Origin of the sequence: Streptomyces sp. S186 (assembly GCF_051603415.1) — a bacterium.
GTDB lineage: Bacteria > Actinomycetota > Actinomycetes > Streptomycetales > Streptomycetaceae > Streptomyces.
Genome location: NZ_CP193932.1, coordinates 3,138,010 through 3,163,839 on the forward strand (window position 1 = coordinate 3,138,010; position 25,830 = coordinate 3,163,839).

Sequence of the window (25,830 nt, forward strand, 5' to 3'; positions counted from 1 at the left end):
CACCCCCGACACCTCCCTGATCGCACCCTGACCCGGACCCCGAGCCCCGTCCCCGACCCGGCCCGGAGAAAGGCAGCCCGCGCATGGACACCGTGCTCCGCGACGCCCGCGTCCTCGACGGGTCCGGCGGGTCCGCCTACCGCGCGGACGTCGCACTGGCCGGCGGCCGGATCGCCACGATCCACCGGGAGACGGACGGCGGCCCCCGCCCGTCCGCCGCCCGCACCGTGGACGCCGCCGGCCTCGCCCTCGCCCCCGGTTTCATCGACATGCACGCGCACAGCGATCTGGCGCTGCTGCGCGACCCCGAGCACACCGCGAAGGCCGCCCAGGGCGTCACCCTCGAAGTCCTGGGTCAGGACGGCCTGTCCTACGCCCCGGTCGACGACCGCACGCTCGCCCAGGTGCGCCGGACCATCACCGGCTGGAACGGCGACGGCGCGGACATCGACTTCTCCTGGCGCACGGTCGGCGGCTACCTCGACGCCCTGGACGGCGCGCACGGCGGCCGCGGCATCGCCGTCAACGCCGCCTACCTCGTCCCCCAGGGAACGGTGCGCATGTACGCCGTCGGCTGGGACGACCGCGCCCCCTCCCCCTCCGAACTCGACACGATGAAGCGGCTCGTGGCCGAGGGCCTGGCCCAGGGCGCCTTCGGCATGTCCTCCGGCCTGACCTACACCCCCGGCATGTACGCCACGGACGCCGAACTCACCGAACTGTGCCGGGTCGTGGCCGCCTACGACGGCTACTACTGCCCCCACCACCGCAGTTACGGCGCCGGGGCGACGGCCGCCTACGAGGAGATGGTCACGCTCACCCGGGACGCGGGCTGCGCCCTGCACCTGGCCCACGCCACGATGAACTTCGGCGTGAACAAGGGGAAGGCCACCGATCTGCTCGCCCTCTTGGACACGGCCCTGGCCGAGGGCGCCGACATCACCCTCGACACCTACCCCTACACCCCGGGCTGCACCACCCTCGTCGCGATGCTGCCCAGCTGGGCCAACGAGGGCGGCCCGCAGGCGACCCTCGTCCGGCTCCGGGACGAGGAGACCGCCGAGCGGATCCGCCGCGACGTGGAGGAGACCGGCTCGGACGGCTGCCACGGCGTACCGGTCGACTGGGACACCATCGAGATCTCCGGGGTGACCGACCCCGCGCTCGCCTCCTGCGTCGGCCGGACCATCGCCCGGTCCGCCGCCCTGCGCCGCGAGCCACCCTGGGCCACCGCCCGCCGCCTGCTGATCGAGGACCGCCTCGGCTCCACGATCCTCCACCACGTCGGCCACGAGGAGAACGTCCGCGCCATCATGCGGCACCCCGTACACACCGGCGGCAGCGACGGCATCCTCCAGGGCACCAAGCCGCACCCGCGCGCCTACGGGACGTTTCCGCACTACCTCGGCCACTACGCCCGCGACCTCGGCGTCCTCTCCCTGGAGGAGACCGTCGCCCACCTCACCTCCCGGCCCGCCGCCCGGCTCCGGCTGCCCGACCGCGGCCTGGTCCGCGAGGGGTACCGGGCCGACCTGGTCCTCTTCGACCCGGAGACGGTCGCCGCGGGCGCCACCTTCGACGCCCCACGCACCCCGCCCGTCGGCATCCCCCACGTCCTGATCGACGGCCGCTTCGTCATCGAGGACGGCCACCGCACCGACGTCCTGGCAGGCCGCGCCCTCCGCCGCAGCCAGGCCCGGCACCGCTAGCACCCCGCCTCTCCAAACCCGCCACCACGAAATCAGCACCCGCCCCACCCGTCACACCGGGTGAGCGATTCCGCTCCCCGCCCCACCCGCGTGGTGAAAACCACCCGGCGGCCTCCCCCACGCCCCCGTAGAGTGGCCGTCATGCAGGTGATCCAGTCAACGAAGCTCGCCAACGTCTGCTACGAAATCCGCGGCCCGGTCCTTGAGGAGGCCATGCGGCTGGAGGCGGCGGGTCACCGCATCCTCAAACTGAACACCGGCAATCCGGCCGCGTTCGGCTTCGACTGTCCGCCCGAGATCCTGGAGGACATCCTCCGCTCGGTCGGCACCGCGCACGGCTACGGCGACGCCAAGGGCCTGCTCTCGGCCCGCCGCGCGGTGGTGCAGCACTACCAGACCAAGGGCGTGGAAATCTCCGTCGACGACGTCTATCTGGGCAACGGCGTCTCCGAGCTGATCCAGATGTCGATGCAGGCACTGCTCGACGACGGCGACGAGGTCCTGGTCCCGGCCCCGGACTACCCGCTGTGGACGGCCTCGGTCTCGCTCTCCGGCGGCACCGCCGTGCACTACCGCTGCGACGAGCAGGCCGACTGGATGCCCGACCTCGCCGACATCGAGCGCAAGGTCACCGACCGCACCAAGGCCATCGTCGTCATCAACCCCAACAACCCCACCGGCGCGGTCTACGACGACGAGCTGCTGCGCCAGATCGCCGAGCTCGCCCGCCGGCACAACCTCATCGTCTGCGCCGACGAGATCTACGACAAGATCCTCTACGACGGCGTCACCCACACCCCGTTCGCCTCACTCGCCCCGGACCTGCTGACGCTGACCTTCAACGGCCTGTCCAAGGCGTACCGCGTCGCCGGCTACCGCAGCGGCTGGCTGGCGGTCTGCGGCCCGAAGGCGCACGCCTCCTCGTACATCGAGGGCCTGACGATCCTGGCGAACATGCGGCTGTGCGCCAACATGCCCGTGCAGCACGCGGTCGCCACCGCCCTCGGTGGCCGGCAGTCGATCAACGACCTGGTGCTGCCCGGCGGCCGCCTGCTGGAGCAGCGCGACGCCGCCTACGAGCTGCTGACCCGGATACCGGGCGTCAGCTGCGTCAAGCCCAAGGGCGCGCTCTACGCCTTCCCGCGGCTGGACCCCAAGGTCTACAAGATCAAGGACGACCGGCAGATGGTGCTGGACCTGCTGCGCGCCGAGAAGATCATGATCGTCCACGGCACCGGCTTCAACTGGCCCGAGCCGGACCACTTCCGCCTGGTCACGCTGCCCAACAAGGACGATCTGACCGACGCCGTCACCCGAATCGGCGCCTTCCTCGACGGCTACGGACAGTACTGAAGCAGAGCGAATTCTATACAGCCCTCAACTTTAGACAGAGTCTAAGCTAGGATGGCCTCCTGGACTTTTTCAGGAGGCCATCCCATGTACGAACCGATCCGCACCAAGTCGGTCCACACCATGGCCGTCGCCCCGGGGATCCCGCACCGCTCCCGCGACGAGGAGCTGGCCATCCGGCTCGCCGGGCAGCTGACCGCCCTGCTCACCGTCACCGATGAGCTGCACGCGCTGACCGACTGCGCCACCGAACGCGCCGCCCTGGCCTCGGCGGCCGACCGCATCGCCGCCGAGGTCACCCGGCTGAGCGGCCACCGCCCGCTGCGCGCCGAGCCCACCGGCACCGGCGACCGGCGCCGAATCCCGACCCTCCGCCAGCGCGCCCGCACCCTGACCGGCAACGCCCTGGCCGTAGCCACCTCCCGCGACGACGCCGCCACCATCGCACTGGCCGAGGAACTACTGGCCACCCACGCCCCCAGCGGCCAAGACCTCGCCACCGCCTGACCGCCCCCCGAAAACACCCACGGCCCCGCACCGGACCACTCACCCCAGCCCCCACCCACCGTCTCCATGACCACCCACGGGAGGGGACGGGTCGGAGGGGCAGGGGGTGTGTCCGGACGTAAAGCGACAGCAGTCCGGACACACCCCCTGCCCCGGAGGCCCGGCACCGCAGCCGAACAGCCCCGCGCAGCGGAACCGCGCCGCAGGCGCAAAATCACCCACGGCGGGAAAGCCGAAAGCACGAGAGGCCAGCCAAGCGCAGCGGCCCCGCCGCAGGCGCAAAAGCAAGCGGCGAACCCCTACGGCGGGAAAGCCGACAACGTGGGCCGAGCCCTCAGCCGAGCCTCCGCACCAACGCCCGATACTCATCCCACAGTTCCTTCGGCGTGTGCTCACCGAAGGTGCTCAGGTGCTCGGGCACCAGCGCCGCCTCCTCGCGCCAGACTTCCTTGTCGACGGTGAGCAGGAACTCCAGGTCCGCATCGGAGAGTTCGAGGCCCTTGGTGTCCAGCGCGCCCTTGGTGGGCAGCACGCCGATCGGCGTCTCGACGCCCTCGGCCGTGCCCTCCAGCCGCTCGACGATCCACTTGAGCACCCGGCTGTTCTCGCCGAAGCCCGGCCACACGAAGCGGCCCGTGTCGTCCTTGCGGAACCAGTTGACGTAGTAGATCTTCGGCAGCTTGGCCTGGTCCTTGTCGGCCCCGACCTTGATCCAGTGCGCCATGTAGTCGCCCATGTTGTAGCCGCAGAACGGCAGCATGGCGAACGGGTCGCGGCGCAGCTCGCCGACCTTGCCCTCGGCCGCGGCGGTCTTCTCGGACGCCACGTTGGCACCGAGGAAGACACCGTGCTGCCAGCTCAGTGACTCGGTCACCAGCGGCACCGCGCTGGCCCGGCGGCCGCCGAAGAGGATGGCCGAGATCGGCACGCCCTTGGGGTCCTCCCACTCGGGCGCGATGGTCGGGCACTGGGCGGCCGGCACCGTGAAGCGGGCGTTGGGGTGCGCGGCCGGAACGTATCCGCCTTCCGCCCGGGCCGACTCGGGCGTCCAGTCGTTGCCCCGCCAGTCCGTCAGGTGGGCCGGGGTCTCCTCCGTCATGCCCTCCCACCACACGTCGCCGTCGTCGGTGAGGGCGACATTGGTGAAGACGGAGTTGCCCCAAAGGGTCTTCATGGCATTGGCGTTGGTGTGCTCGCCGGTGCCGGGGGCGACGCCGAAGAAGCCGGCCTCGGGGTTGATCGCGTAGAGCCGGCCGTCCTCGCCGAAGCGCATCCAGGCGATGTCGTCGCCGATGGTCTCGACCGTCCAGCCCGGGATCGTCGGCTCCAGCATGGCGAGGTTGGTCTTCCCGCAGGCGCTCGGGAACGCCGCGGCGACGTACTTGGCCTCGCCCTGCGGCGGGGTCAGCTTGAGGACGAGCATGTGCTCGGCCAGCCAGCCCTCGTCACGGGCCATGACGGAGGCGATCCGCAGCGCGTAGCACTTCTTGCCGAGCAGGGCGTTGCCGCCGTAGCCGGAGCCGTACGACCAGATCTCGCGGGACTCGGGGAAGTGCGAGATGTACTTGGTGGAGTTGCACGGCCACGGGACGTCCTGCTCGCCCTCGGCGAGCGGGGCACCGAGGGTGTGCACGGCCTTGACGAAGAAGCCGTTCTCGCCGAGCTCGTCGAGGACCGGCCGGCCCATCCGCGTCATGGTGCGCATCGACACGGCGACATAGGCGGAGTCGGTGATCTCCACACCGATCGCGGAGAGCGGGGAGCCCAGCGGCCCCATGCAGAACGGGACGACGTACATCGTCCGGCCCTTCATCGCGCCGCGGAAGATCCCCTGCTCGCCCGTGAAGATCTCCCGCATCTCGGCGGGCGCCTTCCAGTGGTTGGTCGGGCCGGCGTCCTCTTCCCTCTCGGAGCAGATGAAGGTGCGGTCCTCGACACGTGCCACGTCCCTCGGGTCGGACGCGGCGTAGTACGAGTGCGGGCGCTTGATCGGGTCGAGCTTCTTGAAGGTGCCCTTCTCGACGAGCTCTTCGCACAGCCGCTCGTACTCCGCCTCCGAGCCGTCGCACCAGACGACCCGGTCGGGCTGGGTGATCGCCGCTATCTCTTCGACCCAGTCGAGCAGGGCCTGGTGCCGGGTCGGGGTGGGAGCCGCGTTGTCGCGCGCCACGATCGCTCCTATATGAGGGGTTTTGGTCGGCTTCCGGCCTACAAAGCCAGAAAACCGCTTCTTTTGCCTTTATGCCCCTTGGGGGCTGCGACCCGGACGCTTCGTGACCGCTCATCCGGTGCCGACCGCACTCATTTGATCATCCGACCCCGATTCGGATCTGTCCAGGGGGCGCAGTGGTGACCGTCACCACTTCCGGTCGAATCCGTAACTTACGGTTGCGTAGGTAGCATTGCGCCATGACTTCCGCGCCTGACGCCGCCGAGAGCCGCCCCCCTGCCGCGCCGTCCAGGACCGATTCCGGTTCCGGGTCCCCGGTCGCCGCGATCGCCGCCGCAGCCGCACCGCTCAAGCCGAAGCTGCGCGGCTGGCTGCACGCCGGAATGTTCCCCGCCGTCCTGCTCTCCGGCATCGTGCTGACCGCACTCGCCGACAGCCCCCGCGGCCGCCTGGCCTGCGCGATCTACACCGTCAGCGCCTGCCTGCTGTTCGGCGTCAGCGCCCTGTACCACCGCGGCAATTGGAGCCCGCGGATCGGCGGAGTCCTGCGCCGGCTCGACCACGCCAACATCTTCCTGATCATCGCCGGCACCTACACCCCGCTGACGCTGCTCCTGGTGCCGGGCACCCATGGGCAGGTGCTGCTCTGGGCCGTCTGGGCGGCCGCCCTGGCAGGCATCGCCTTCCGGGTCTTCTGGGTCGGCGCCCCACGCTGGCTCTACACCCCCTGCTATATCGCGATGGGCTGGGCCGCCGTCTTCTTCCTGCCCGACTTCCTGCGCACCGGCGGCATCGCCGTGCTCGTCCTCGTGATCGTCGGCGGGCTGCTCTACAGCGCGGGCGGCGTGATCTACGGCATCAAGCGCCCCAACCCGTCACCGCGGTGGTTCGGCTTCCATGAAGTCTTCCACTCCTTCACGCTCGCGGCGTTCGTCGTGCACTACGTCGGCATCTCGCTCGTGGCGTATACGCATTCCTGAGGCGGGCCGGACCTGCGCGAACGGCACCGCGGGGTGGCGGCCCGGTCTCCCGGCCGCCACCCCGCGCCACCCCGCCCGCGGCCGCGAGGCAGCGGCCACACGCCACGTCAGGAGCGCCAGCCCCGCCACCACCAGGGCCGTCACCAGCATGCCGCCGCCCAGCATGAAGCCGGCGACGCACAGCACCGCGGCAAGAGCGGCGTATCCATGAACCACGGGTCGCATCACGAACCCCCTTTCGAACTCACTTACAGTGACCATTCCCACGCCACAGCGTGACACACCCCACTGACAATCAGAGCTCTGTCAAAGCACCGCGCGCCCGCCGCACGGCGGGTGGGGACAATGAGCCGCATGGCCTCCGCACACACCACCGCCGCGGCGCCGCCCGGCAACCCGAAGCCCGGACTGCGCGAGCGGAAGAAGCTCCAGACCCGGCAGGCGATCCGCCGGGCCGCCTTCCGGCTCTTCGCCGAGCGGGGTTACGACGCGACCCCCGTCGACCGGATCGCCGCGGCCGCGGAGGTCTCCCCCAGCACGGTCTTCCGCTACTTCCCCGCCAAGGAGGACATCGTCCTCACCGACGACTACGACGCCCTGCTGGAGCGCGGCATCCGCGACCGGCCGGCCGGCGAGCCGATAACCGAGACGCTGCGGCACGTCACGGTCGGGATCATGCGCGGCATCAGCGCGGCCGACCGCGGCGAACTCGTCCAGCGCATCCGGCTGATCCGCGACGTGCCCGCGGTCCGCGGCCGCACCGCCGAGATCACCGCCCGGCACATCGACACCGTCAGCACCGCGCTGGCCGAACGCACCGGCCGCCCGGCCGACGACCTGGAGATCCGGGTCGCCAGCGCGGCGGCCCTGGCCGCCCTCCAGGAGGCCCTGCTGCGCTGGGCCGAGGACTCCCGGGCTGCCGGCCCCGAGGACCTGATCCACCGCTCGATGGACGTCCTGGCCGCCGGCCTCACCCTGTGAACAAGCGGTCCCCCATGCCGGGCCGCCCGGCCGGCCGCCATGCTCCCCCAGACACGCGGCCAGTCACACCTGCACCTGCACCTGAGCAACCGCGCGATACGGCCGTCGAGTTGGGCCGGCTGCCGGACACCCTCCGCGTCGCACTCCCCCTGGCCCGACGGCGTCGCGCTAGATGCGTTGTCCCGGCACGTGGGCCCCGGTCGTCGCGCCCAGTACGCGTTCGACGCCGACTGCCCAGGACAGCAGTTCCTCGTCCGCGCCGGAGCGGCCCACCAACTGGAGCCCCAGCGGCAGCCCGTCGGCGGCCCGGCCGGCGGGCAGGCTCAGCGACGGCAGTCCGGCATTGCTCCACGGCAGGCACATGATCGAGGTGCCCGTGGTGGTGAGGTCGGCGGGCGCCGGCCCGGTGGCCGCCGGGGCGATCCACAGGTCGACACCGGCCGCCGCCCCGGCCGCCGCGAGCCGCTCGCGGAAGGCGGCGCGGCGCCTCCGGGCGGCCTCGTAGGCAGCGTCCCCGATCGCCTGGCCCTCCTTGATGGCCGCCGTGGTCTGCTCCCGGTAGAGGGCCTCGTGGCGGGCGAACCACGAGGCGTGAGCGCGGGCGACCTCGTAGCGGTTCATGGTGAGGAGCTGCTCGACGATCTCCTCGAAGTCGGCCATCACGGACACCTCGCGGACCTCGTAGCCGGCCGCCGTCAGGGCGTCCCGCTGGGCGGCGAAGACCCGCAGCGCCTCGTCTCCGGCGCGCTCCAGATAGGGGCCGGCCGGCACGCCCAGCACCGGTGCCCGCCCCGGCCCGGCCGCGCCTCCGGGGCCGTCGCCGTCCGCGGTCCGCCACCCGTCGCAGAGCACCGGCGCGGCCAGCGCGATCCCCGCCACCTCAGTCGCGTAGCACCCGAGGGTGTCGAAGCTGAGCGCGTTGGGGATCACGCCGTCGAGCGGGATGCGCCCGTAGGTCGGCTTGAAACCGACCACTCCGCAGTAGGCGGCGGGCCGGATCACCGAGCCGACGGTCTGCGTCCCGATGGCCAGCGGGACCATGCCGGCGGCCACCGCGGCCGCCGAACCGCTGCTTGAACCACCGGGCGTATGCGCCGGGTTGTGCGGATTGCGGGTCGGCCCCGGCGCGCTCACCGCGAACTCCGCGGTGACGGTCTTGCCCGCGATCAGCGCGCCCGCGGCTCGCAAACGGTCCACGACGGCGGCCTGCGGACCGGTGAGTTCCCCGGGCGGCAGCGCCGAACCCGCCCGGGTGGGCAGTCCGTCGACGTGCACGATGTCCTTGATGCCGACCGGTACGCCATAGAGGGCGGGGCGCCCGGCGGGGCCCGGCGGGCCGGCCGCGGCCAGCTCCCGGGCCGCCGCCAGCAGCCGCTCGCGGCGCCCCGGTTCGGGCACGAACGCCTCGATGACGGGGTCCACCGCGTCGATGCGGTCGCAGGTGCGGCGCACCGCGTCGAGGGGTTCGTCCGCACCGGACCGCAGCGCCGCGGCCTCCTGGACGAGAGAACGGCTCCCGAGCAACGTGGTCACCCGTGCAGGCTACCCACGGGATCGGGGGCCCGGCACTTCCCTTGCCACGCCCCGCCGCCCCCCTTGCGCGTGCTTGCCGCGTCCTACAACTCCACGATGACAGAGCCCATATGGCGTCCCGCGATCAGCTCCTGGAATGCCCGCGGGGCCTGATCGATACCGTGAAGCCGGGCGTGCGGGAAGGTGAGGGTGCCCTCGCGCAGCCCCTGGGCGAACAGCTCGTGCCACTGGGGGACCAGGTCCCGGTGGTCGTGGAGGGCGACGCCGCGCATGGTGATGCCCCGGGAGACCAGCGACAGGGTGTCGATGGGCGTGGTGGTCGTCGCCCCGTCGGAGAGCTGGGTGGCCAGCGCCCCCACGAGGGCGAGCCGGGCGCCTCGCTTGGCGACCGCGAGCGCGGCCTGGAGCTGCTCGCCGCCCACGTTGTCGAAGAGCACGTCGATGCCCTCGGGGGCGGCCGCCCGCAGCTGCTCCTCGATGGGTCCGGCACCGCGGACGACCACCGCGTCGTAGCCGAACTCCGTGCGGAGCCGCTCGGCCTTCTCAGGGGAGCCGGTGCTGCCGATGACCCGGGCGGCGCCGCGCAGCCTGGCGAGCTGGCCGGCCATCAGGCCGACGCCGCCCGCCGCACCGGTGACGAACACCGTGTCGCCGGGCCGCACTTCGGCGCCGCGGTCGATGCCCATCAGGGCGGTGGGGCCCTGCGAGAGGTAGGCGGCCGGGTCGGGCAGCAGACCGGGGTCGAGGCGCCGGACCGCCGCGGCGTCCGCCAGGGCGTACTCGCGCCAGCCGAGGCGGTGCTGCACGAGGTCGCCGGCCTTGAGGTCGGTCCCCGGGGCGGCGACCACCTCGCCGATCGCGGGGCCGTCCAGCACCTCGCCGACCACGAAGGACGGCATGGGGACGGCGGTGTGCTCGTCCATCAGGGTGCGCATCACGGCGGCGACGGACATCAGGGAGTTGCGTACCAGGACCTGGCCCTCGGCCGGCTCCGGAACGGGGGCCTCCACGATGTCGAAGAGGTCATCGGTGACCGGGCCGGTGGGGCGTGCGGCCAGGCGTACTTCACGGTGCGTGCGGTTCGTCATGCCCTGAGGCTAGAACCTGACGCGCATGTCACGTTCAACCCGGTCGCTGGTCCTAGGACTTCGGGCGGGGCCGGCCCACCGAGGAAGTGGCCCACTGAAGAGCCGGCCCGCCGGAGGGCCGGGCCACCGGAGCGCCGGCCCCGCCGCCGTCCTCAGGAGCGCAGCCGCTCCGCCAGCTCCTCCGGGTCCGTCGTCGGCCGTTCGCAGGCGAAGTGGCGGCAGACGTAGGCGGCGGGCCGGCCGTCGACCAGAGGGCGCGCCATGAGCAGCGGCACCTCGACGGCGTCGTCCTCCCCGGGGGCGCCCAGTGCCACCACCGTCCCGGGGGCGGTGCCCAGCAGCGCGGCGCGGTGCAGCGCGCGGGTGGCCGGGTCGTCCGGCGGGCCGACCACCGCGACCTCGCGCGGCCCGTCCAGCGCGGCCTCGGCGACCGCCAGCCCCCAGCCGATGAAGCGCGGCGCCCGCCCGCCGAGAGCGGTGACGACGCCCAGGGCGCGCTCCGCGGCGTCCCGGTGGAGGGAGCTGCCGGTCAGCGCCGCATACGAGAGCAGCGCCCCGGCCGCGGCGGTCCATCCGGAGGGCGTGGCGTTGTCGGTCGGGTCCTGAGGGCGGCGGATCAGCCGCTCGGCGTCGGCGGCGGTGTCGTAGAGCGTGCCGTCCGGGGCGGTGAACTGCACCAGGACGGTGTCCAGGAGGAAGCCCGCGAACTCCACCCAGACCCCTTCCCCGGTGACCGAGGCCAGCGCCAGCAGGCCCTCGGCGACGTTGGCGTAGTCGTCCAGGACACCGGAGTTGGTGCCGGGTGTGCCGTCCCGGGAGGTGCGGTGCAGCCGGGCCTGCCAGTCCATGTGGACGCGGATGAGCAGGTCGGCGGCGTCGGTGGCGGCCTGGACCAGGTCGGGGCGGTCGAAGTAGGCGCCGGTCTCGGCGAGCGCGGCGACGGCCAGCCCGTTCCAGGAGGCGACGATCTTGTCGTCGCGCCCCGGACGGGGGCGCTCGGCGCGCGCCGCGAGCAGCCGTTCCTTGACCGACGCCACCCGCGCGGCGTCCGCCAGGCCACCCGTGTCGGGAAGTTGGAGGACGGAGGCGCCCTCCTCGAAGGTGCCCTCCTCGGTAACGCCGAAGTACATGGCGGCGAACTCCCCGTCCCGCTCCCCCAGGACGGCGCGCAGCTGCTCCGGCGTCCATACGTAGTACGCGCCCTCGGCGTGCCGGCCCGTCCCGTCGTCGCTGTCGGCGTCCAGCGCGGAGGCGAAACCGCCCTGCGCGGTGCGGAGTTCGCGGACCATGAAGTCGGCGGTCTCCAGGGCGATCCGGCGGGCCAGGTCGGAGCCGGTGGCGCGCCACAGGTGGGCATAGACGCGGCACAGCAGGGCGTTGTCGTAGAGCATCTTCTCGAAGTGCGGAACGACCCATTCCCGATCGACGGAATAACGGGCGAAACCGCCGCCGAGCTGGTCGTAGATCCCGCCACGGGCCATCGCCGCGCAGGTCGCCTCGACCATTTCCAGGGCGCCGGCGGAGCCCGTCCGGGCGTGGTGGCGCAGCAGGAACTCCAGCACCATGGCCGGCGGGAACTTCGGGGCGCCGCCGAACCCGCCGTGCACCGCGTCGAAGTCGCGGGTCAGCCCCATCAGGGCACCGGCCAGCTCCTCGGGGCGCGGCGGCCGCTGGTCACCCTTGGCCAGCGACTCGGCCAGCGAGCGGCCCGCGAGGTCGGCGACGATCCGGCCGGCGACCTCGCCGACCTCGTCGCGCCGGTCGGCCCAGGCGCTGCGGACCCCTTCGAGGACCTGCCCGAAGGACGGCATGCCGTGACGCGGCGCGGGCGGGAAGTACGTGCCGAAGTAGAAGGGTTCGGCGTCGGGCGTGAGGAAGACGGTCATCGGCCAGCCGCCCTGCCCGGTGGCGGCCTGCACCGCCTCCATGTAGACGGCGTCCACGTCCGGCCGCTCCTCGCGGTCGACCTTGACGGCCACGAAGTGCTCGTTGAGCACCGCCGCGAGCTGCGGATCCTCGAAGCTCTCGTGCGCCATCACATGGCACCAGTGGCATGAGCTGTAGCCGACGCTGAGCAGTACCGGCACGCCGCGGCGGCGGGCCTCCTCGAACGCCTCGGCGGACCACGGCCACCAGTCGACGGGGTTGTCGGCGTGCTGGAGCAGATACGGGGAAGTCTCATGAGCCAGGCGGTTCGGCATGAGGCCATCCTCTCCCAATGGGGCCGCGGGTGCCGGGAGAGGCGGCGGTTATCCACAGCCCTGCCGGAATCGGCCCGGGCGCGGAAGACTGTCGGTACGGCGGTGATCACGCCGGGGCGGGCCGCGGCGGCACGGGCCGGCGCGGGCGGGTTCCGGTGAGCCGCCGGCGACTGCTGGACCGCCAGGACTGCTGGCGACTGCTGGAGGGGGAAGGCGATGCCGGGCGAAGTGGCGGGGCTGCGCGACGGCCACCGCAAGGACGCGGACGCGCTGCTGGTGCGGACGGTCGAGGAGGAGGTGCGCCGCTCGGGCGGCCGGCTCGACGGGCCGGCGCTGCTGGGCAGGGCCCGGGCGGCCCTGGAGGAGCTGGCCGCCGCGGCCGCGGAGGAGTACGGGGCGTATGTGCGCGCGCTGGACGAGGCGGCGGCCGGCCGGCGGCCGCTGGCGCAGCGACTGTCGCGCAGGGAACTGGCCACCCCCGTGGTGGCGTCCGCGGTGGCCGCGGCGGCGGCCCTGGGGGTGGACCTGGCGTACGGAACGGGCGGCGGGCCGGCGCTCGGTGCGGGCTTGGCGGCCCTGGTGGCGGGCGCGGCGGCCACGGTCGTGAAGCTGACCGCCGGCCACCTCCCCGCGGCGCACCGCCAGGCCGGGATGCGGGGCCAGCCCGGCGGCCCGGAGCAGCTGCGGCTCCAGTGGCTGACGGCGCTGGAGGTGCGCGGCGTCCGGCCGTTCCTGGACCAGCAGCGGATGCTGACCGCGACGGCCCGGGGCGGCGGCCCGTCCACGGCCCAGGCGGCGGGGAAGGGCTCCCGGGGGCCGCAGCTGCGCGGCGCGGACCGCAGCGCGGCGGCCCGCCGGCGGTCGGTCCTGGAGCGTTCGTTCGCCCAACTCCCGCAGGTGGACGGCCCGTTCGCCGGACGTCGGGCGGAGCTGGCGCGGATCGCCCAGTGGGTGCAGGCCGGCCGGGCGAGCACGGAGACCCGGCCGACGGTGGTGGTGCTGCACGGCGAGCCGGGCTCGGGGCGGACGGCGCTGGCGGTGCGGGCGGCACACCAGCTGCGCGATCAGTTCCGCGGCGCGTGCCTGGTGGATCTGCGCGGCGACACCCCGGGCGAGGTGCCGCTGCCGACCCGGGACGCGCTGCTGCACCTGCTCAACCGCCTGGGCGCGCCGCGCGAGCAGCTGCTCTTCCGCGAGCGCCCCTCCCAGGAGCAGCACGTCCGCCGGCTCACCGAGATCTACCACCAGCAGCTGACCGGGCTCCCGGTGGTGGTGCTGCTGGACGACGCCTCGGACGCCGAGCAGGTGCGGGCCCTGGTGCCGGAGCGCTCCGACAGCCTGGTCCTGGTCACCTCCCGTACACCGCTGGAGCTCCCCGCGGACCTGGCGGCGCGGGTGCACCACCTCCCGGTGGCCGCGCTGGACGCGGCGGGCGTCGAGGAGCTGCTGCGGTCGGCGGCCCCCTCCGGGCCGGAGGCGGCGGACGACACGGGTCCGTACGACGCCCAGGCGCTCGACCGGATCTCCGAGCTGTGCGCCGGCCTGCCGCTGGCGCTGCGCGCGGTCGGCTCCTCGCTGGGCGCCCGCTCCCCCGCCGCGCTGGCCCGCGAGCTGGCGGCGGCCGACGCCGCGGGGCCCGTGGAGCGGGTACTGGCGCTGCGCTACGCCGACCAGCCGCCGCAGGCCCGGCAGTTGCTGCGCCGGCTGGCCCTGGTGGGGCGGGCGAGCCTGGGCGTGGCCGCCGCGGCCGCGCTGCTGGGCGTCCCCGACGCGGAGGCGCAGCGCCGGCTGACGGAGCTGGCCGGGGCCGGCCTGCTGGAGCACGTCCGCGCCGCCCGCTATCGCCTGCACCCTCTGGTGCACCGCTTCGCGCACGCCCGGCTGACGGACGAGGAGGAGCCCGCCGAGCGCGCCGCCGCCCAGGAGCGGCTGATCCGCGGCTATGCGGAGCTGGCCGACGCGGTGATCCGGCTGGTCGACGGCAACACCTCCACCCGCGCCGACCGCTTCGGCCCGCACGGCTTCCCGTCCCTGGACGCGGCCCTCCAGTGGCTGGACGACGAGACCAGCTTCATCACCGCCGCCTTGCGCCACGCCGACCAAGAGGTGGATCAGGACGCCGTCTCGCATCTGCTGGGCGCGCTGTGCGACTACTGCCTGCTGCGCGGCGACCTCTACCGCCTGGGCGAGCTGAGCGAGCTGACGCAGGCGGCGGGCCAGGGGCTGCTGGTGCGCTCGGTGCAGTGGCGGACCGGCGTCGCGGCCCGCCAGCTGGGCGAGCTGGACCGCGCCCGGACGACGCTGTCCTCGGTGGTCGACCTCTACTTCGAGGCACAGCACCCGGTGGGCGCGGCCCGAGCGCTGCGCGATCTGGGCATCACCCTCCAGCAGCAGGGCAGCCTCACCGAGGCCGCGGCCAAGCTGCGGGAGGCGCTGGATCTCCAGGCCGGCCCGGAGATGCGCGGCGACCGCGCCTGGACGCTGCACGCGCTGGCCGCGGTGGAGCGCGACCGGGGCCGGCTCCCCGAGGCCCTGGAGATGCTCCGGGAGTCGCTGGCGCTCCATGAGGAGAGCGAGAGCCTGCACGGCCAGGCGTGGGCGCACTTCCAGCGCGGCCAGGTCCATCTGCGGCAGGGCGACGTCCCGCGCGCCGAGGAGGCGCTGACGTCCGCACTGGAGCTGTACGGCCGTACGCACGACGACCGCGGCACGGCCTGGGCGATGACCCAGCTGGCGCGGGCCCGCCTGGTGGCCGGCGATCCCGGCGCGGCCGCCGACCAGCTGCACCGGGCGCTGCCGCTGCACCGCCAGCACGAGGACGCCCGCGGCGAGGCGTGGACGATGTACCACCTGGGCCAGGCGCTGGAGGAGCGCGGCGAGCGTGATGCGGCGCTCCGCCAGCTGGAGCGTGCGCGCAATATGTTCAGCCGCATGCAGGACGCCTACGGCCTGGCCTGCGCCCGGCACCACGCGGGCCGGGTGACCCGGGATCTGCGGGCCGAGCAGACCGGTTCGCTGCGCAACAGCGGCTTCGCCCGGCAGCTGCTCCAGGACGCCCGGAAGGACTTCCAGCGGATCGGGGTGGCGCACGGCGAGGCGTGGTCCGTGCTGGAGCTGGTGGTCGTCGACGCCGGAAACGGCCGGGCCGCCCAGGCGCTGGCGCTGGCCGACGAGGCCGCGGAGCTCTTCGCCGGGTACGGCGACCGGCGCGGTGAGGACTGGGCGCGGTTCCTGCGGTGCACGCTGCTGCCGTTCGCCTCACCGGGCGGTTCGGTGATCGGCACGGCGGTGGCCCAGGAGGAGCTGGCGCAGCTGGTGCGGGAGCGGCACGACGGCCGGGACGCCAAGCTGGCGGAGTCCGCGCAGACCTTCGCGCTGCTGCTGGAGCGCGGGATCGAGCCGGAGACGGGGTGGCAGGGCTGGCGGCTCGGCATGGTGCCGGACCGCCAGGCCAGGGAGATCATGGCGATAGCCGCGGCACGCGCGGCGGCGGAGTAACGGCGGGGGCGCGGTGACGGCGGCCGCGGAGTAACGACGGCGCGCGCGGGCCCGTCGGCATGCAGGGTCCCCGGCGTCCGGGGCCCCTGCATGCGGGGTCGCCGGCCCGCCGGTACGGCCCGCCGACCGCTCGGATCGGCGAGCCGCCGGGCCGGTCCGCCGGCCGCTGCCGAACGGCCGGCGCACTGACCGCCACCCGGTCCGCACGCCCGCGCCCCGAGCCCGCCGGCCCGGCGCCGGGCCGTCAGCTGGTCTTCGGCTTGGGGGCCGCGGCGGCCGGGGCGGTGGTGTCCGCCTTGCCGTCCTCCGGGGTCTCCTCGAAGTCCACCTTGCGCATGTGCTTGTTCATGGACTTCATCAGCAGCCACACGGCACCGCCGATGACCGCGAAGACGATGAAGCCGAGGACGCCGGGGGTCACCTTGTCCTTGTCGAAGCTGTCGGCAAGGGTGACGAAGTGCGTCAGGGCGAGGGTGCTGGTCGCGCTCATCATGGGCTCAATTGTTGCGGATGCCCGCGAAGAGGTCGTCCTCGGGGAGCGAAGTGTCCACGAGCGACTTCGCGAGCTCGTATTCCTCCGTCGGCCAGACCTCGCGCTGGATGTCCATCGGCACCCGGAACCACCCGCCGTCGGGGTCGATCTGGGTGGCGTGGGCGATCAGCGCCTTGTCGCGGATCTCGAAGAAGTCGGCGCAGGGGATGTAGGTGGTCAGCGTGCGCTCGCGGCGCTCGAACTGCTTCCAGCGCTCCAGCCACTCGCCGTAGGGCGACTCCATGCCGCGCTCCAGCAGCGCCTCGTGCAGCGCGATGGTGCGCGGCTTGTTGAAGCCCTGGTTGTAGTAGAGCTTCTGCGGCTGCCAGGGTTCGCCGGCCTCCGGGTACTTCTCCGGGTCGCCGGCCGCCTCGAAGGCCACCATCGTGATCTTGTGGGTCATGATGTGGTCCGGGTGCGGATAGCCGCCGTTCTCGTCGTAGGTCGTGATGACCTGCGGCTTGAACTCACGGATCAGCTTCACCAGGCGCTCGGCCGCGGCCTCGACGTCCTGGAGGGCGAAGCAGCCCTCGGGCAGCGGCGGCAGCGGGTCGCCCTCGGGCAGCCCGGAGTCGACGAAACCCAGCCACTCCTGCTTGACGCCCAGGATCTCCCGGGCCTCGTCCATCTCCTTCCTGCGCACCTCGTGGATGTGCTCCTCGATGTACGGGTCCCCCTGGAGCTTGGGGTTGAGGATGGAGCCCCGCTCGCCCCCTGTGCAGGTGACGACCAGCACGTCCACCCCCTCGGACACGTACTTGGCCATGGTGGCCGCACCCTTGCTCGACTCGTCGTCGGGGTGGGCGTGGACCGCCATCAATCGCAGCTGCTCAGTCAAGACTCGATCCTCAGTGAAAGGCCGGAGAAGATGCCTCCTATAGTGACCGAAGCGAGGGGGCGCTGTATTCCTTCCCTGGGGCGGGGACCCCCCGGGGGTCCGACGCTTCCCGGTCCCCAGCAGGAGGATGGATCATGGCCGCGGTGCGCGAAGGGCTCCCCGAGGGACGCTACGGCCGCTCCGCGGACCAGCGCGCGGACCGCAAGCTCAAGATCGTCGGCTCGGTGCTCGGCGTGGTGCTGCTCGGCGTGGTCGGCTGGCTGGGCGTCGCGTACATCTCCGGGCAGGACCTCAGCGGCCGGATCATCACCTGGGACGCGGTCTCCGACCACGAGGTCAAGATCCACCTCGAAGTGGTCAAGGACAAGGACGACACCGGCGTGTGCACGATCCGTTCGCAGGCCACCGACGGCTCCGAGGTCGGCCGCAAGGACGTGACCGTCGACCAGCGCTCCGGACAGGTCGACACCGAGGTCACGCTGCGCACGACGAAGCGGGCGACCAACGCCGTCCTGGTCGGCTGCACCGGCTCCGCGGCCGGCAAGGGTTAGGGCGCTGCTGGAGTACCAGGGCGTTTCGGACGGATCTCCGCGGGACGCCGGAGCGGCCGGCGGGCCGTCGCGCCCGCACCGTACCCGCACCGCGCGGAAGCCCCCCGGCGGGCCCCGGTGAGCCCCCGGTGACTCGAACGGCCGACCTTCGCGCCCGGCCCGATCGCCCCTGAGCAGCGATGATGCAATCGCGCGCCAACACTGTGAAATTCCTCTTCCCCCTTTTGTGCCGGAATTGTTAGGCTCGTGGTTTCGCCCACCTGTGAAGGCGCAAACCTTCCTGGTAGGGCGTTTGATTTATCCCCAGTACCGACGAGGAGCACCTGTGACCCAGACCAGCGAGAACGTCACCTGGCTGACCCAGGAGGCGTATGACCAGCTCAAGGCCGAGCTGGAGTACCTGTCTGGTCCCGCACGCGCCGAGATCACCGAGAAGATCCAGGCGGCCCGCGAGGAAGGTGACCTGAAGGAGAACGCCGGGTACCACGCGGCCAAGGAGGAGCAGGGCAAGCAGGAGCTGCGCGTCCGCCAGCTCAAGCAGCTGCTGGAGTCGGCGAAGGTCGGCGAAGCCCCCAAGGCCGACGGCACGGTCGCCCCCGGCATGGTCGTCACCATCGCGTTCGACGGAGACCCGGACGACACTCTGAAGTTCCTGCTGGCCTCGCGCGAGTACGCGAGCGGGGACATCGAGACGTACTCCCCGCAGTCGCCGCTGGGGAACGGCGTGAACGGCAAGAAGATCGGCGCCGACGCCGAGTACGAGCTTCCCAACGGCAAGAAGGCGACCGTGAAGATCCTCGACGCCAAGCCCTACTCGGACGCCAAGAAGCACATCTCCGGCTGAGCGGCGCGACGCACGGATCCCCCAAGCCCAGCGGAAGCGGCCCGGAGCACACGGTTCCGGGCCGCTTCCGCGTGTGCGGACGGGGTGCCGGCCTGACCTCGGCAGGCGGCCCCCGACGTCCTGCGGTCGCCGATCAGACTGCCGCCGATCAGGCTGCCGCCGAGCGGTACTTGCGGACCGCCAGCGTCCGGAAGACCGCGATGATCAGGACGGACCAGAGCATCGAGGCCAGAACCGGGTGTTGCATCGGCCAGGCGTCCGGCACCGGATAGCCCTTCGGAATGTTGCCGAAGAGCTCCCGCGCCGCCTGCACGGTGGCGCTGAAGGGGTTCCACTCGGCGAAGTGCCGCAGCACCGTCGGCATGTTGTCGCTGGGCACGAACGCGTTCGAGATGAACGTCAGCGGGAACAGCCAGAGCAGCCCGCCGGAGGTGGCGGCCTCCGGGGTGCGCACACTCAGCCCGATCAGGGCGCCGATCCAGGAGAAGGCGTAACCCAGCAGAAGCAGCAGGACGAAACCGGCGAGCACGCTGGCGACGTTCTCGTGGATGCGCCAGCCGACCAGGAGGGCGACCAGCGCGAGGACCACCAGGGTCAGCGCGGTCTGGACCAGGTCCGCGAGCGTACGGCCGGTGAGCACCGCACCACGGGCCATGGGCAGCGAGCGGAAGCGGTCGATCAGCCCCTTGTGCATGTCGTCCGCGATGCCCGCGCCCGCTCCGGCGGTGGCGAAGGTGACGGTCTGGGCGAAGATCCCGGCCATCAGGAACTCGCGGTATCCGGAGGGGCTGATGCCCGCACCCGGGACGTTGATGGAGCCGCCGAACACGTAACTGAACAGCACCACGAACATGATCGGCTGGATGAGCCCGAACACCAAGACCTCGGGAATCCGGAGCATGCGCGTGACGTTCCGCCGGGCGATGACCAGGGAGTCGCGCACGGACCGGGTGAGGGCGCCGCGCCGCCGCGGGCTCCCGGCGGGGGCCTCGCCGCCCGCCGCATGACCGACCGCGCTCATCGCACGTCCTCCTTCGCGCTCACCGCACCGGCCCCGGGGCCGTGCGCACTCCCTTTGCCGTCGCTCTTCTCGTTGCCCTCGCCCTCGCCGCCCGCCGCGTCCGTCTCCGCCTCCGTGTCCGTCTCGGCGGCGTGACCGGTCAATGCGATGAAGACGTCGTCGAGGGTCGGGCGGCGCAGCCCGATATCGTCGATCTCCACCGCGCGGGTGTCCAGTTCGCGGATGACCTCGGCAAGCAGCTTGGCGCCGCCGGTCACCGGGAACGTGAGCCTCCGGGTGTGCGGCTCGACCGCACCCTCGCCCTTGGCGACCGCGCGCAGCACCTCCTCCGCCACGGTCAGCTGCTCGGGCGCGTGCACCACCACCTCGATCCGCTCGCCGCCGGTGCGGGCCTTGAGCTGGTCCGAGGTGCCGCGGGCGATGACCTTGCCGTGGTCGACGACGCAGATGTCGTGCGCGAGCCGGTCGGCCTCCTCCAGATACTGGGTGGTGAGCAGCAGGGTGGTGCCGCCGGCGACCAGTTCCTGGATGACGTCCCAGAGCGCCTGGCGGTTGCGCGGGTCCAGACCGGTGGTCGGCTCGTCCATGAACATCACGGGCGGGCTGACGACCAGCGCGGCGGCCAGGTCGAGCCGGCGGCGCATACCGCCGGAGTAGGTCTTGGCGGTGCGGTCGGCGGCGTCGGCGAGGTTGAACCGCTCCAGGAGCTCGTCGGCCCGGCGCTTGGCCGCGCGGCCGCTCATCTGGTAGAGCCGCCCGACCATCACCAGGTTCTCCCGGCCCGTCAAGTACTCGTCGACGGCGGCGAATTGGCCGGAGAGGCCGATGGAGCGGCGCACCGCGTCGGGGTGCGCGAGGACGTCGATGCCGGCGACCCGCGCGGTCCCCCGGTCGGGCCGGAGCAGGGTCGTCAGGACCCGGACGGTGGTGGTCTTGCCGGCACCGTTCGGGCCGAGCAGTCCGAGGACGGTGCCTTCGGGAACGTCGAGGTCGACGCCGTCCAGCGCCCTCACCTCGCCGAACGTCTTCACCAGACCTTCGGCGTAAATGGCGCCTGGCATGTGGGTACCCCCATGGAGTGGCTTTGCTTACCGGCCGGTTCGGTCGGTTCCGTTGGATCGGTCGGTTCCGTTGTCCCGGTTGTTCGAGTTGTTCCGGTTGGTTCAGTTGGTTCCGTCGGTGAGGTCGGTTCGATCGGTGCAGCGGATACGGCAGATGCCGTGGATACGGCAGATGCGGCGGATCCGGCGGATGCAGCAGTTACAGCGGATACGACGGACATGCCGAATCGTACGTTTTCGAGGCTCGGTCGGTCTGGTATTCGGGAGTCCCGGCCGTGGAGGCAACGCCTCCGCCCCTCAGACCGCGACCACGTCGTAACCGGCCCCGCGCAGCGCCTCGGTCACCTCGGCGCAGTGCTCGGGCCCCTTGGTCTCCAGGTGCAGTTCGACCTCGACCTCGGTGAGGCCGAGCCGGGGATCGATGCGGACGTGTCCGACATCGAGGACGTTGGCGTCCGCCACGGTGAGCACGCCGAGGAGGTTGGCCAGCGCCCCCGGGCGGTCGGTGAGGCGAACCCGGAAGGAGAGATAGCGGCCGGCGGCGACCATGCCGTGGCGGAGGATCCGCTGCATCAGGAGCGGATCGACGTTGCCGCCGGAGAGCACCGCGACGACCGGCCCCTCGAAGGAGCGGGGCGCGGACAGCAGCGCCGCGACCGGGCTCGCGCCGGCCGGCTCCACCACCAGCTTGGCCCGTTCCAGGCACAGCAGCAGGGCGCTGGACAGCTCGTTTTCGGTGACCGTGCGGACCTCGTCCACCAGCTCCCGCACGATGCCGAACGGCACATCGCCGGGCCGCCCCACCTTGATCCCGTCCGCCATCGTCGCCAGCGGTTCGATCGCCACCGGGCGCCCCACGGCCAGCGACGGCGGATAGCAGGCGGCGGCCGCGGCCTGCACCCCGACCACCCGCACGTCCGGCCGCAGCGCCCTGACCGCGAGGGCGATGCCCGCGGCCAGCCCGCCACCGCCCACCCCGACGACGACGGTGCGCACCTCCGGGCACTGTTCGAGGATCTCCAGGCCGACCGTGCCCTGACCAGCGATGATGTCGCGGTGGTCGAAGGGGTGGATGAAGACCGCGCCGGTCTTGCGCGCGTACTCCTGGGCGGCGGCCAGCGTCTCGTCCACGACCTGGCCGTGCAGCCGGACCTCGGCGCCGTACTCGCGGGTCGCGGCGACCTTCGGCAGCGGGGCGCCGACCGGCATGAAGACCGTCGAGGCCACACCCAGCAGGGACGCCGCGAGGGCCACCCCCTGCGCGTGGTTGCCGGCGCTCGCCGCCACCACGCCGGCGGCCCGCTGCTCCGCCGAGAGCCCGGCGATCCGCACATACGCGCCGCGGATCTTGAACGAGCCGGTGCGCTGGAGGTTCTCGCACTTCAGGTGGACGGGGGCGCCCACCAGCCGCGACAGATAGCGGCTGCCCTCCATCGCCGTGGTCCGCGACACCCCGGAGAGCAGCTTCTGCGCCGCCCGCACGTCGTCGACCGTGATCCCGGCGAGCGCCGCCGGTGCGGCGGCCGCGGAACCCGGAGGCTGGGACGGCGTATGCGGCGTGTGGTCGTCCATGCGGCCAGTCTCGCAGTTCGGCCACCTGCGGGCCTTTTCCGGCCGCATAGCGGACACCGCGGGCCGGAAGGGGCCCCGCGGCCGTACGAAAGCGGCCGTACGCGGCAGCGCCGGTACGGGCCGGGCCGGCGCCGCGTACCCTGTCTTCCCCATCCATGCCCCCTCCTTTTGAAGCGAGCCCCGGCCATGCCCACCTCTCCGGACATGACGACCCACACCGACTCTGCTCTTCTCGACGCGCTGCAGCACCAAGTGGCCGTCTTCGCCCGCCGCGCCGAACAGAGCCGGCTCGGCGGCGTCGGGCAGGCGCGCAACTCCATGGACCGCGCCGCCTATCTGCTCCTCAACCGCCTGGACCAGGAAGGCCCGATGGGCGTCAAGGCCCTGGCCTGCGGAATGGGGATCGACTCCTCGACCGTCACCCGGCAGGTCGCGCCGCTGGTCGACGCCGGACTGGTCAGCCGCACCACCCACCCCGAGGACGGCCGCGCCGTGGTCCTCGAACTCTCCGAGCGCGGCCACGCCCGGCTGGAGGAGGTAAGGGCGTCGCGGCGCGCGCTGATGGCGATGGTCACGGAGAAGTGGACCGCGGAGGAGCGCGACGCGTTCACCACGCTCCTGACGCGCTTCAACACCTCCCTCGCCGAAATCACGGCCCTGTCGTCGCCGGCCGGACCTCCTGCGGTGTCCTGACAGGAGGGGTGTACGGGGCATACGGAGCGTACGGGGGTGTACGGGGGCGTACTGGATAGGAGGGTCGTCCCTACGGGAGGGCCATCCCGACGGGAGCGTCAGTCCCGACGGGAGGGTCGTCCTGGCGGGAAGATCGTCCCGACGGGGCGACGGACGTCGGCCGGAGGACAGACGTCGGCGGACGGGGACCGACCGGTGCCCCGCCTGGGAACCACGGCCGTGGGCGCACCATCCGAGCCGGGCGGGCGCGCACCGTTCCGGGGCCGGCACACGTCGTTCCGGGGCAGGCGCCCGTGTCACACCTCCTGGCGCACCTCTTGACCCCGGCCCCGGACTGCCGTGCGATGGGGGCCTGTAGGGGCGGCAGGGGCGGTCCGGCGGGCGTGGGGCGCCGCCTTCATGGGGCCGGGGGCGCCGGACGTCCGTCATCCGGGAGGGCGCGGTGGGAGAACGACGGCGGGCGCGGGAGCGGCGCCGGGCCCGGGAGTTCGAGGCGTTCACCGCGGGCGCGGCGGGCCGGCTAATGCACGCCGCCGCCCTGCTCACCGGCGAGCCCGCCGACCGACCGGCCCCGGTGGCCGAGGAGTTGCTGCTCGTCGCGCTGGCGCGGACGTACGCCGGCTGGGACCGGCTGTGCGGCGATGACCCCTACGCGTTGGCCCGGCGGGAGTTGGCCTCCTCGTTCGCGCACACCGCGTGGCGGCACCGCCGGCCGCGGGGCGGGCTGCTCGCCCGACTGACCCCGCGCGAGCGCCTGGTACTCGTGCTCCGGCTCCACGAGGACGTGGCCGAGGAGCCGACCGCGGCCCAACTCGGGCTGCCCGCCGAGCGCGTGCGCACCCTCTGCCTGCACGCCGTCGCCGAACTGCGCAGCCACGGACCACAACCGGCCACGGCGGCACTGCCATGAACGCGCGGGAGGGGGACGCGACATGAACGCGCCGGAGGGGGACACGGCATGGACGGTGAGGCCGGGCGACGCCGTGGCCGGATGGAGCACTCCGCCGCAGGAGACCGGGCGGCCGGAGTGGCGGGCGCCGGACCGCAAGGAGAGCGAGGCCCGGCGGATGCTGCGGTCCGGGCCGTATCCATCCGTCCCGCCGGACCTGGCCGCACGCGCCGCCGACCGGGGCCGCCGGCTCCTGGCCCGGCGGCGCCTGCTGCACCGCGGGGGATCGCTGCTCGCCCTGCTGGCGCTGCTAACTCTCCTCACCTGGGCGGGAGTCGAGCACCCCTGGCGCCCACCACCGGTCCGCACCACGCCGCCCGTAGAGGGGTACTGACGGGCGGTGTGGGGGTGGGGTGAGGGGGCGGGGTAAGAGGGGCGATCAACGGGTTGTGGGCCGGCGCGGGCAGGGTGGCGCGGGGCGACGGCCCCGGAGCAGAACGCGCCACCGTGGGCCGGCCCACGGGCCGATCACCGCCACCCAGGCCCGCCCCAGGCCGACCCAGCCCGCCCCAAGCCACCCCGGGCAGGCCACCCCGGGCAGGCCCCCAACCAACTCAGCCCAGCGCCTGCGTGAGGTCGGCCAGCAGGTCGTCGGCGGACTCGATGCCGACCGAGAGGCGCACCAGGTCGGCCGGGACCTCCAGCGCCGAACCGGCCGTCGAGGCGTGCGTCATCCGCCCCGGGTGCTCGATCAGCGACTCCACACCGCCCAGCGACTCCCCGAGGGTGAACAGCTTGGCGCGGTTGCAGACCTCCACCGCCGCCTCCTCGCCGCCCGCCACCTGGAACGACACCATGCCGCCGAAGGACCGCATCTGCTTGGCGGCGATCTCGTGGCCGGGGTGCTCCGGCAGCCCCGGGTAGTAGACCCGGGTGACCTTCTCGTGGGAGGTCAGCAGCTCGGCGACGCGCGCCGCGTTGGCGCTGTGCCGGTCCATCCGGACGGCCAGCGTCTTGATGCCGCGCATCACCAGCCAGGCGTCGAACGGCCCGGCGATCGCACCCATCGCGTTCTGGTGGTAGGCCAGCTCCTCGCCGAGGGCGTCGTCGTTGACGACCAGCGCGCCGCCGACCACGTCCGAGTGGCCGCCCATGTACTTGGTCGTGGAGTAGACCACCACGTCCGCGCCGAGGGCGAGCGGCTGCTGGAGGTAGGGGCTGGCGAAGGTGTTGTCGACCACCAGGCGGGCCCCGGCGTCCCGGGCGACCCCGGCGAGCGCCGCGATGTCGCTGATGCCGAGCAGCGGGTTGCTGGGCGTCTCCACCCAGATCGCCTTCGTACGGGGCCGCAGCGCGTCCCGGACGGCCTGCGGGTCGGAGGTGTCGGCCACCGACCACTCCACGCCCCACCGCTCGACGACCTTCGCGAACAGGCGGAACGTGCCGCCGTAGGCGTCGTTCGGGATCACGACGTGGTCGCCGGGCGCGAGCAGGGTGCGCAGCAGGCAGTCCTCGGCGGCGAGGCCGGAGGCGAAGGCCAGGCCGCGGCGGCCGCCGTCGAGGGCGGCGAGGTTCTCCTCCAGGGCGGTGCGGGTCGGGTTGGCGCTGCGGCTGTACTCATAGCCGCCGCGGAGCCCGCCCACGCCGTCCTGCTTGTACGTGGAAACCTGGTAGATGGGCGGTACCACCGCGCCGGTCGCCTGGTCGGGCTCCTGACCTGCGTGGATGGCAAGGGTTTCGAAGTGCTGGTGGCGCATGTCGCGCTGATCGCTCATGTCTGCCGAGGGTAGTCGGCCACACGACTGAACTTTC

At 72.8% G+C, this 25,830-nt stretch carries 21 protein-coding genes; 11 read left to right on the forward strand and 10 right to left on the reverse strand.

Annotated features, from left to right (window positions below; all coding sequences use genetic code 11):
• Positions 1–83 precede the first annotated feature (83 nt).
• The 3 genes from ACRAS8_RS13045 to ACRAS8_RS13055 all read left to right on the forward strand — a co-directional run bounded on the left by ACRAS8_RS13045 (position 84) and on the right by ACRAS8_RS13055 (position 3,566).
• On the forward strand, positions 84–1,709 hold the full coding sequence (locus ACRAS8_RS13045) for an N-acyl-D-amino-acid deacylase family protein (protein WP_438486092.1): 1,626 nt from the start codon (positions 84–86) through the stop codon (positions 1,707–1,709).
• Between the two features lie 141 nt (positions 1,710–1,850).
• Positions 1,851–3,062 carry a pyridoxal phosphate-dependent aminotransferase gene (locus tag ACRAS8_RS13050; RefSeq protein ID WP_438486093.1) on the forward strand — a complete coding sequence of 404 codons (1,212 nt, stop codon included), beginning with the start codon at positions 1,851–1,853 and terminating at the stop codon, positions 3,060–3,062.
• 84 nt (positions 3,063–3,146) lie between these two features.
• The gene (locus ACRAS8_RS13055) at positions 3,147–3,566 is read left to right on the forward strand and encodes an SCO4983 family protein (RefSeq protein WP_438486094.1); all 420 of its coding nucleotides are present in this window, start codon (positions 3,147–3,149) and stop codon (positions 3,564–3,566) included.
• A 334-nt stretch (positions 3,567–3,900) separates the two neighbouring features.
• Here ACRAS8_RS13055 and ACRAS8_RS13060 read toward each other — a convergent pair whose 3' ends face one another.
• A complete protein-coding gene (locus ACRAS8_RS13060) occupies positions 3,901–5,736 on the reverse strand; it encodes a phosphoenolpyruvate carboxykinase (GTP) (RefSeq protein WP_438486095.1) in 1,836 nt (611 codons plus the stop codon).
• Between the two features lie 239 nt (positions 5,737–5,975).
• Between ACRAS8_RS13060 and trhA the strand changes: the two genes are divergently transcribed.
• A complete protein-coding gene (gene trhA, locus ACRAS8_RS13065) occupies positions 5,976–6,716 on the forward strand; it encodes a PAQR family membrane homeostasis protein TrhA (protein WP_438486096.1) in 741 nt (246 codons plus the stop codon).
• 354 nt (positions 6,717–7,070) lie between these two features.
• Positions 7,071–7,697 carry a TetR/AcrR family transcriptional regulator gene (locus ACRAS8_RS13070; RefSeq protein ID WP_438486097.1) on the forward strand — a complete coding sequence of 209 codons (627 nt, stop codon included), beginning with the start codon at positions 7,071–7,073 and terminating at the stop codon, positions 7,695–7,697.
• A 168-nt stretch (positions 7,698–7,865) separates the two neighbouring features.
• Here ACRAS8_RS13070 and ACRAS8_RS13075 read toward each other — a convergent pair whose 3' ends face one another.
• The 3 genes from ACRAS8_RS13075 to ACRAS8_RS13085 all read right to left on the reverse strand — a co-directional run bounded on the left by ACRAS8_RS13075 (position 7,866) and on the right by ACRAS8_RS13085 (position 12,519).
• Positions 7,866–9,230, reverse strand: coding sequence for an amidase (locus ACRAS8_RS13075; RefSeq protein WP_438486098.1), 1,365 nt, complete (start codon positions 9,228–9,230; stop codon positions 7,866–7,868).
• Positions 9,231–9,313: 83 nt separating this feature from the next.
• Positions 9,314–10,318: an MDR family NADP-dependent oxidoreductase gene (locus tag ACRAS8_RS13080; RefSeq protein WP_438486099.1), complete on the reverse strand. Its 1,005-nt coding sequence runs from the start codon at positions 10,316–10,318 to the stop codon at positions 9,314–9,316.
• A 152-nt stretch (positions 10,319–10,470) separates the two neighbouring features.
• Complete coding sequence (locus tag ACRAS8_RS13085; protein ID WP_438486100.1) at positions 10,471–12,519, reverse strand: thioredoxin domain-containing protein; 2,049 nt, start codon at positions 12,517–12,519, stop codon at positions 10,471–10,473.
• 216 nt (positions 12,520–12,735) lie between these two features.
• Here ACRAS8_RS13085 and ACRAS8_RS13090 point away from each other — a divergent pair, with 216 nt between their 5' ends.
• On the forward strand, positions 12,736–16,017 hold the full coding sequence (locus ACRAS8_RS13090; RefSeq protein ID WP_438486101.1) for a tetratricopeptide repeat protein: 3,282 nt from the start codon (positions 12,736–12,738) through the stop codon (positions 16,015–16,017).
• A 244-nt stretch (positions 16,018–16,261) separates the two neighbouring features.
• Here the strand turns inward: ACRAS8_RS13090 and ACRAS8_RS13095 are convergent, their stop codons facing one another.
• Positions 16,262–16,510 (reverse strand): hypothetical protein, encoded by a 249-nt coding sequence (locus ACRAS8_RS13095; protein WP_438486102.1) that lies wholly within the window; start codon positions 16,508–16,510, stop codon positions 16,262–16,264.
• A 4-nt stretch (positions 16,511–16,514) separates the two neighbouring features.
• Positions 16,515–17,387 carry a mycothiol conjugate amidase Mca gene (gene mca / locus ACRAS8_RS13100; RefSeq protein WP_221906370.1) on the reverse strand — a complete coding sequence of 291 codons (873 nt, stop codon included), beginning with the start codon at positions 17,385–17,387 and terminating at the stop codon, positions 16,515–16,517.
• A 134-nt stretch (positions 17,388–17,521) separates the two neighbouring features.
• On the opposite strand from mca, the gene ACRAS8_RS13105 reads away from it, so the two are divergent.
• Together ACRAS8_RS13105 and greA are read left to right on the forward strand one after the other, a co-directional pair.
• Complete coding sequence (locus ACRAS8_RS13105; RefSeq protein WP_438486103.1) at positions 17,522–17,938, forward strand: DUF4307 domain-containing protein; 417 nt, start codon at positions 17,522–17,524, stop codon at positions 17,936–17,938.
• 325 nt (positions 17,939–18,263) lie between these two features.
• Complete coding sequence (greA, locus tag ACRAS8_RS13110; RefSeq protein WP_438486104.1) at positions 18,264–18,782, forward strand: transcription elongation factor GreA; 519 nt, start codon at positions 18,264–18,266, stop codon at positions 18,780–18,782.
• Positions 18,783–18,930: 148 nt separating this feature from the next.
• On the opposite strand, the gene ACRAS8_RS13115 is transcribed toward greA, so the two are convergent.
• From ACRAS8_RS13115 to ilvA, 3 genes are all read right to left on the reverse strand, one after another.
• Entirely contained in the window at positions 18,931–19,803 is an 873-nt protein-coding gene (locus ACRAS8_RS13115) for an ABC transporter permease (protein WP_438486105.1), read from the reverse strand.
• A complete protein-coding gene (locus tag ACRAS8_RS13120; protein ID WP_438486106.1) occupies positions 19,800–20,864 on the reverse strand; it encodes an ATP-binding cassette domain-containing protein in 1,065 nt (354 codons plus the stop codon). The genes ACRAS8_RS13115 and ACRAS8_RS13120 overlap by 4 nt, the downstream gene beginning before the upstream one ends.
• 297 nt (positions 20,865–21,161) lie before the next feature.
• On the reverse strand, positions 21,162–22,436 hold the full coding sequence (gene ilvA / locus ACRAS8_RS13125) for a threonine ammonia-lyase (protein WP_438486107.1): 1,275 nt from the start codon (positions 22,434–22,436) through the stop codon (positions 21,162–21,164).
• 186 nt (positions 22,437–22,622) lie between these two features.
• Here ilvA and ACRAS8_RS13130 point away from each other — a divergent pair, with 186 nt between their 5' ends.
• The 3 genes from ACRAS8_RS13130 to ACRAS8_RS13140 all read left to right on the forward strand — a co-directional run bounded on the left by ACRAS8_RS13130 (position 22,623) and on the right by ACRAS8_RS13140 (position 24,412).
• Complete coding sequence (locus ACRAS8_RS13130; protein WP_438486108.1) at positions 22,623–23,129, forward strand: MarR family winged helix-turn-helix transcriptional regulator; 507 nt, start codon at positions 22,623–22,625, stop codon at positions 23,127–23,129.
• A gap of 442 nt (positions 23,130–23,571) precedes the next feature.
• On the forward strand, positions 23,572–24,039 hold the full coding sequence (locus tag ACRAS8_RS13135) for a sigma factor-like helix-turn-helix DNA-binding protein (RefSeq protein ID WP_438486109.1): 468 nt from the start codon (positions 23,572–23,574) through the stop codon (positions 24,037–24,039).
• 22 nt (positions 24,040–24,061) lie between these two features.
• Positions 24,062–24,412 (forward strand): hypothetical protein, encoded by a 351-nt coding sequence (locus ACRAS8_RS13140; RefSeq protein WP_438486110.1) that lies wholly within the window; start codon positions 24,062–24,064, stop codon positions 24,410–24,412.
• A 220-nt stretch (positions 24,413–24,632) separates the two neighbouring features.
• On the opposite strand, the gene ACRAS8_RS13145 is transcribed toward ACRAS8_RS13140, so the two are convergent.
• Positions 24,633–25,793 carry a cystathionine gamma-synthase gene (locus ACRAS8_RS13145; RefSeq protein ID WP_438486111.1) on the reverse strand — a complete coding sequence of 387 codons (1,161 nt, stop codon included), beginning with the start codon at positions 25,791–25,793 and terminating at the stop codon, positions 24,633–24,635.
• Between the last annotated feature and the right edge of the window lie 37 nt (positions 25,794–25,830).

What these genes read in the sequence shown, in the direction of transcription:
- ACRAS8_RS13145 (WP_438486111.1), bottom strand. Translation starts at nt 25,793, where the DNA reads ATGAGCGATCAGCGCGACATGCGCCACCAGCACTTCGAAACCCTTGCC.
- ilvA (WP_438486107.1), bottom strand. Translation starts at nt 22,436, where the DNA reads ATGGACGACCACACGCCGCATACGCCGTCCCAGCCTCCGGGTTCCGCG.
- trhA (WP_438486096.1), top strand. Translation starts at nt 5,976, where the DNA reads ATGACTTCCGCGCCTGACGCCGCCGAGAGCCGCCCCCCTGCCGCGCCG.
- ACRAS8_RS13090 (WP_438486101.1), top strand. Translation starts at nt 12,736, where the DNA reads ATGCCGGGCGAAGTGGCGGGGCTGCGCGACGGCCACCGCAAGGACGCG.
- ACRAS8_RS13115 (WP_438486105.1), bottom strand. Translation starts at nt 19,803, where the DNA reads ATGAGCGCGGTCGGTCATGCGGCGGGCGGCGAGGCCCCCGCCGGGAGC.
- ACRAS8_RS13095 (WP_438486102.1), bottom strand. Translation starts at nt 16,510, where the DNA reads ATGATGAGCGCGACCAGCACCCTCGCCCTGACGCACTTCGTCACCCTT.
- ACRAS8_RS13105 (WP_438486103.1), top strand. Translation starts at nt 17,522, where the DNA reads ATGGCCGCGGTGCGCGAAGGGCTCCCCGAGGGACGCTACGGCCGCTCC.
- ACRAS8_RS13085 (WP_438486100.1), bottom strand. Translation starts at nt 12,519, where the DNA reads ATGCCGAACCGCCTGGCTCATGAGACTTCCCCGTATCTGCTCCAGCAC.
- ACRAS8_RS13080 (WP_438486099.1), bottom strand. Translation starts at nt 10,318, where the DNA reads ATGACGAACCGCACGCACCGTGAAGTACGCCTGGCCGCACGCCCCACC.
- ACRAS8_RS13045 (WP_438486092.1), top strand. Translation starts at nt 84, where the DNA reads ATGGACACCGTGCTCCGCGACGCCCGCGTCCTCGACGGGTCCGGCGGG.
- ACRAS8_RS13140 (WP_438486110.1), top strand. Translation starts at nt 24,062, where the DNA reads ATGAACGCGCCGGAGGGGGACACGGCATGGACGGTGAGGCCGGGCGAC.
- ACRAS8_RS13055 (WP_438486094.1), top strand. Translation starts at nt 3,147, where the DNA reads ATGTACGAACCGATCCGCACCAAGTCGGTCCACACCATGGCCGTCGCC.
- ACRAS8_RS13070 (WP_438486097.1), top strand. Translation starts at nt 7,071, where the DNA reads ATGGCCTCCGCACACACCACCGCCGCGGCGCCGCCCGGCAACCCGAAG.
- ACRAS8_RS13050 (WP_438486093.1), top strand. Translation starts at nt 1,851, where the DNA reads ATGCAGGTGATCCAGTCAACGAAGCTCGCCAACGTCTGCTACGAAATC.
- ACRAS8_RS13130 (WP_438486108.1), top strand. Translation starts at nt 22,623, where the DNA reads ATGCCCACCTCTCCGGACATGACGACCCACACCGACTCTGCTCTTCTC.
- ACRAS8_RS13120 (WP_438486106.1), bottom strand. Translation starts at nt 20,864, where the DNA reads ATGCCAGGCGCCATTTACGCCGAAGGTCTGGTGAAGACGTTCGGCGAG.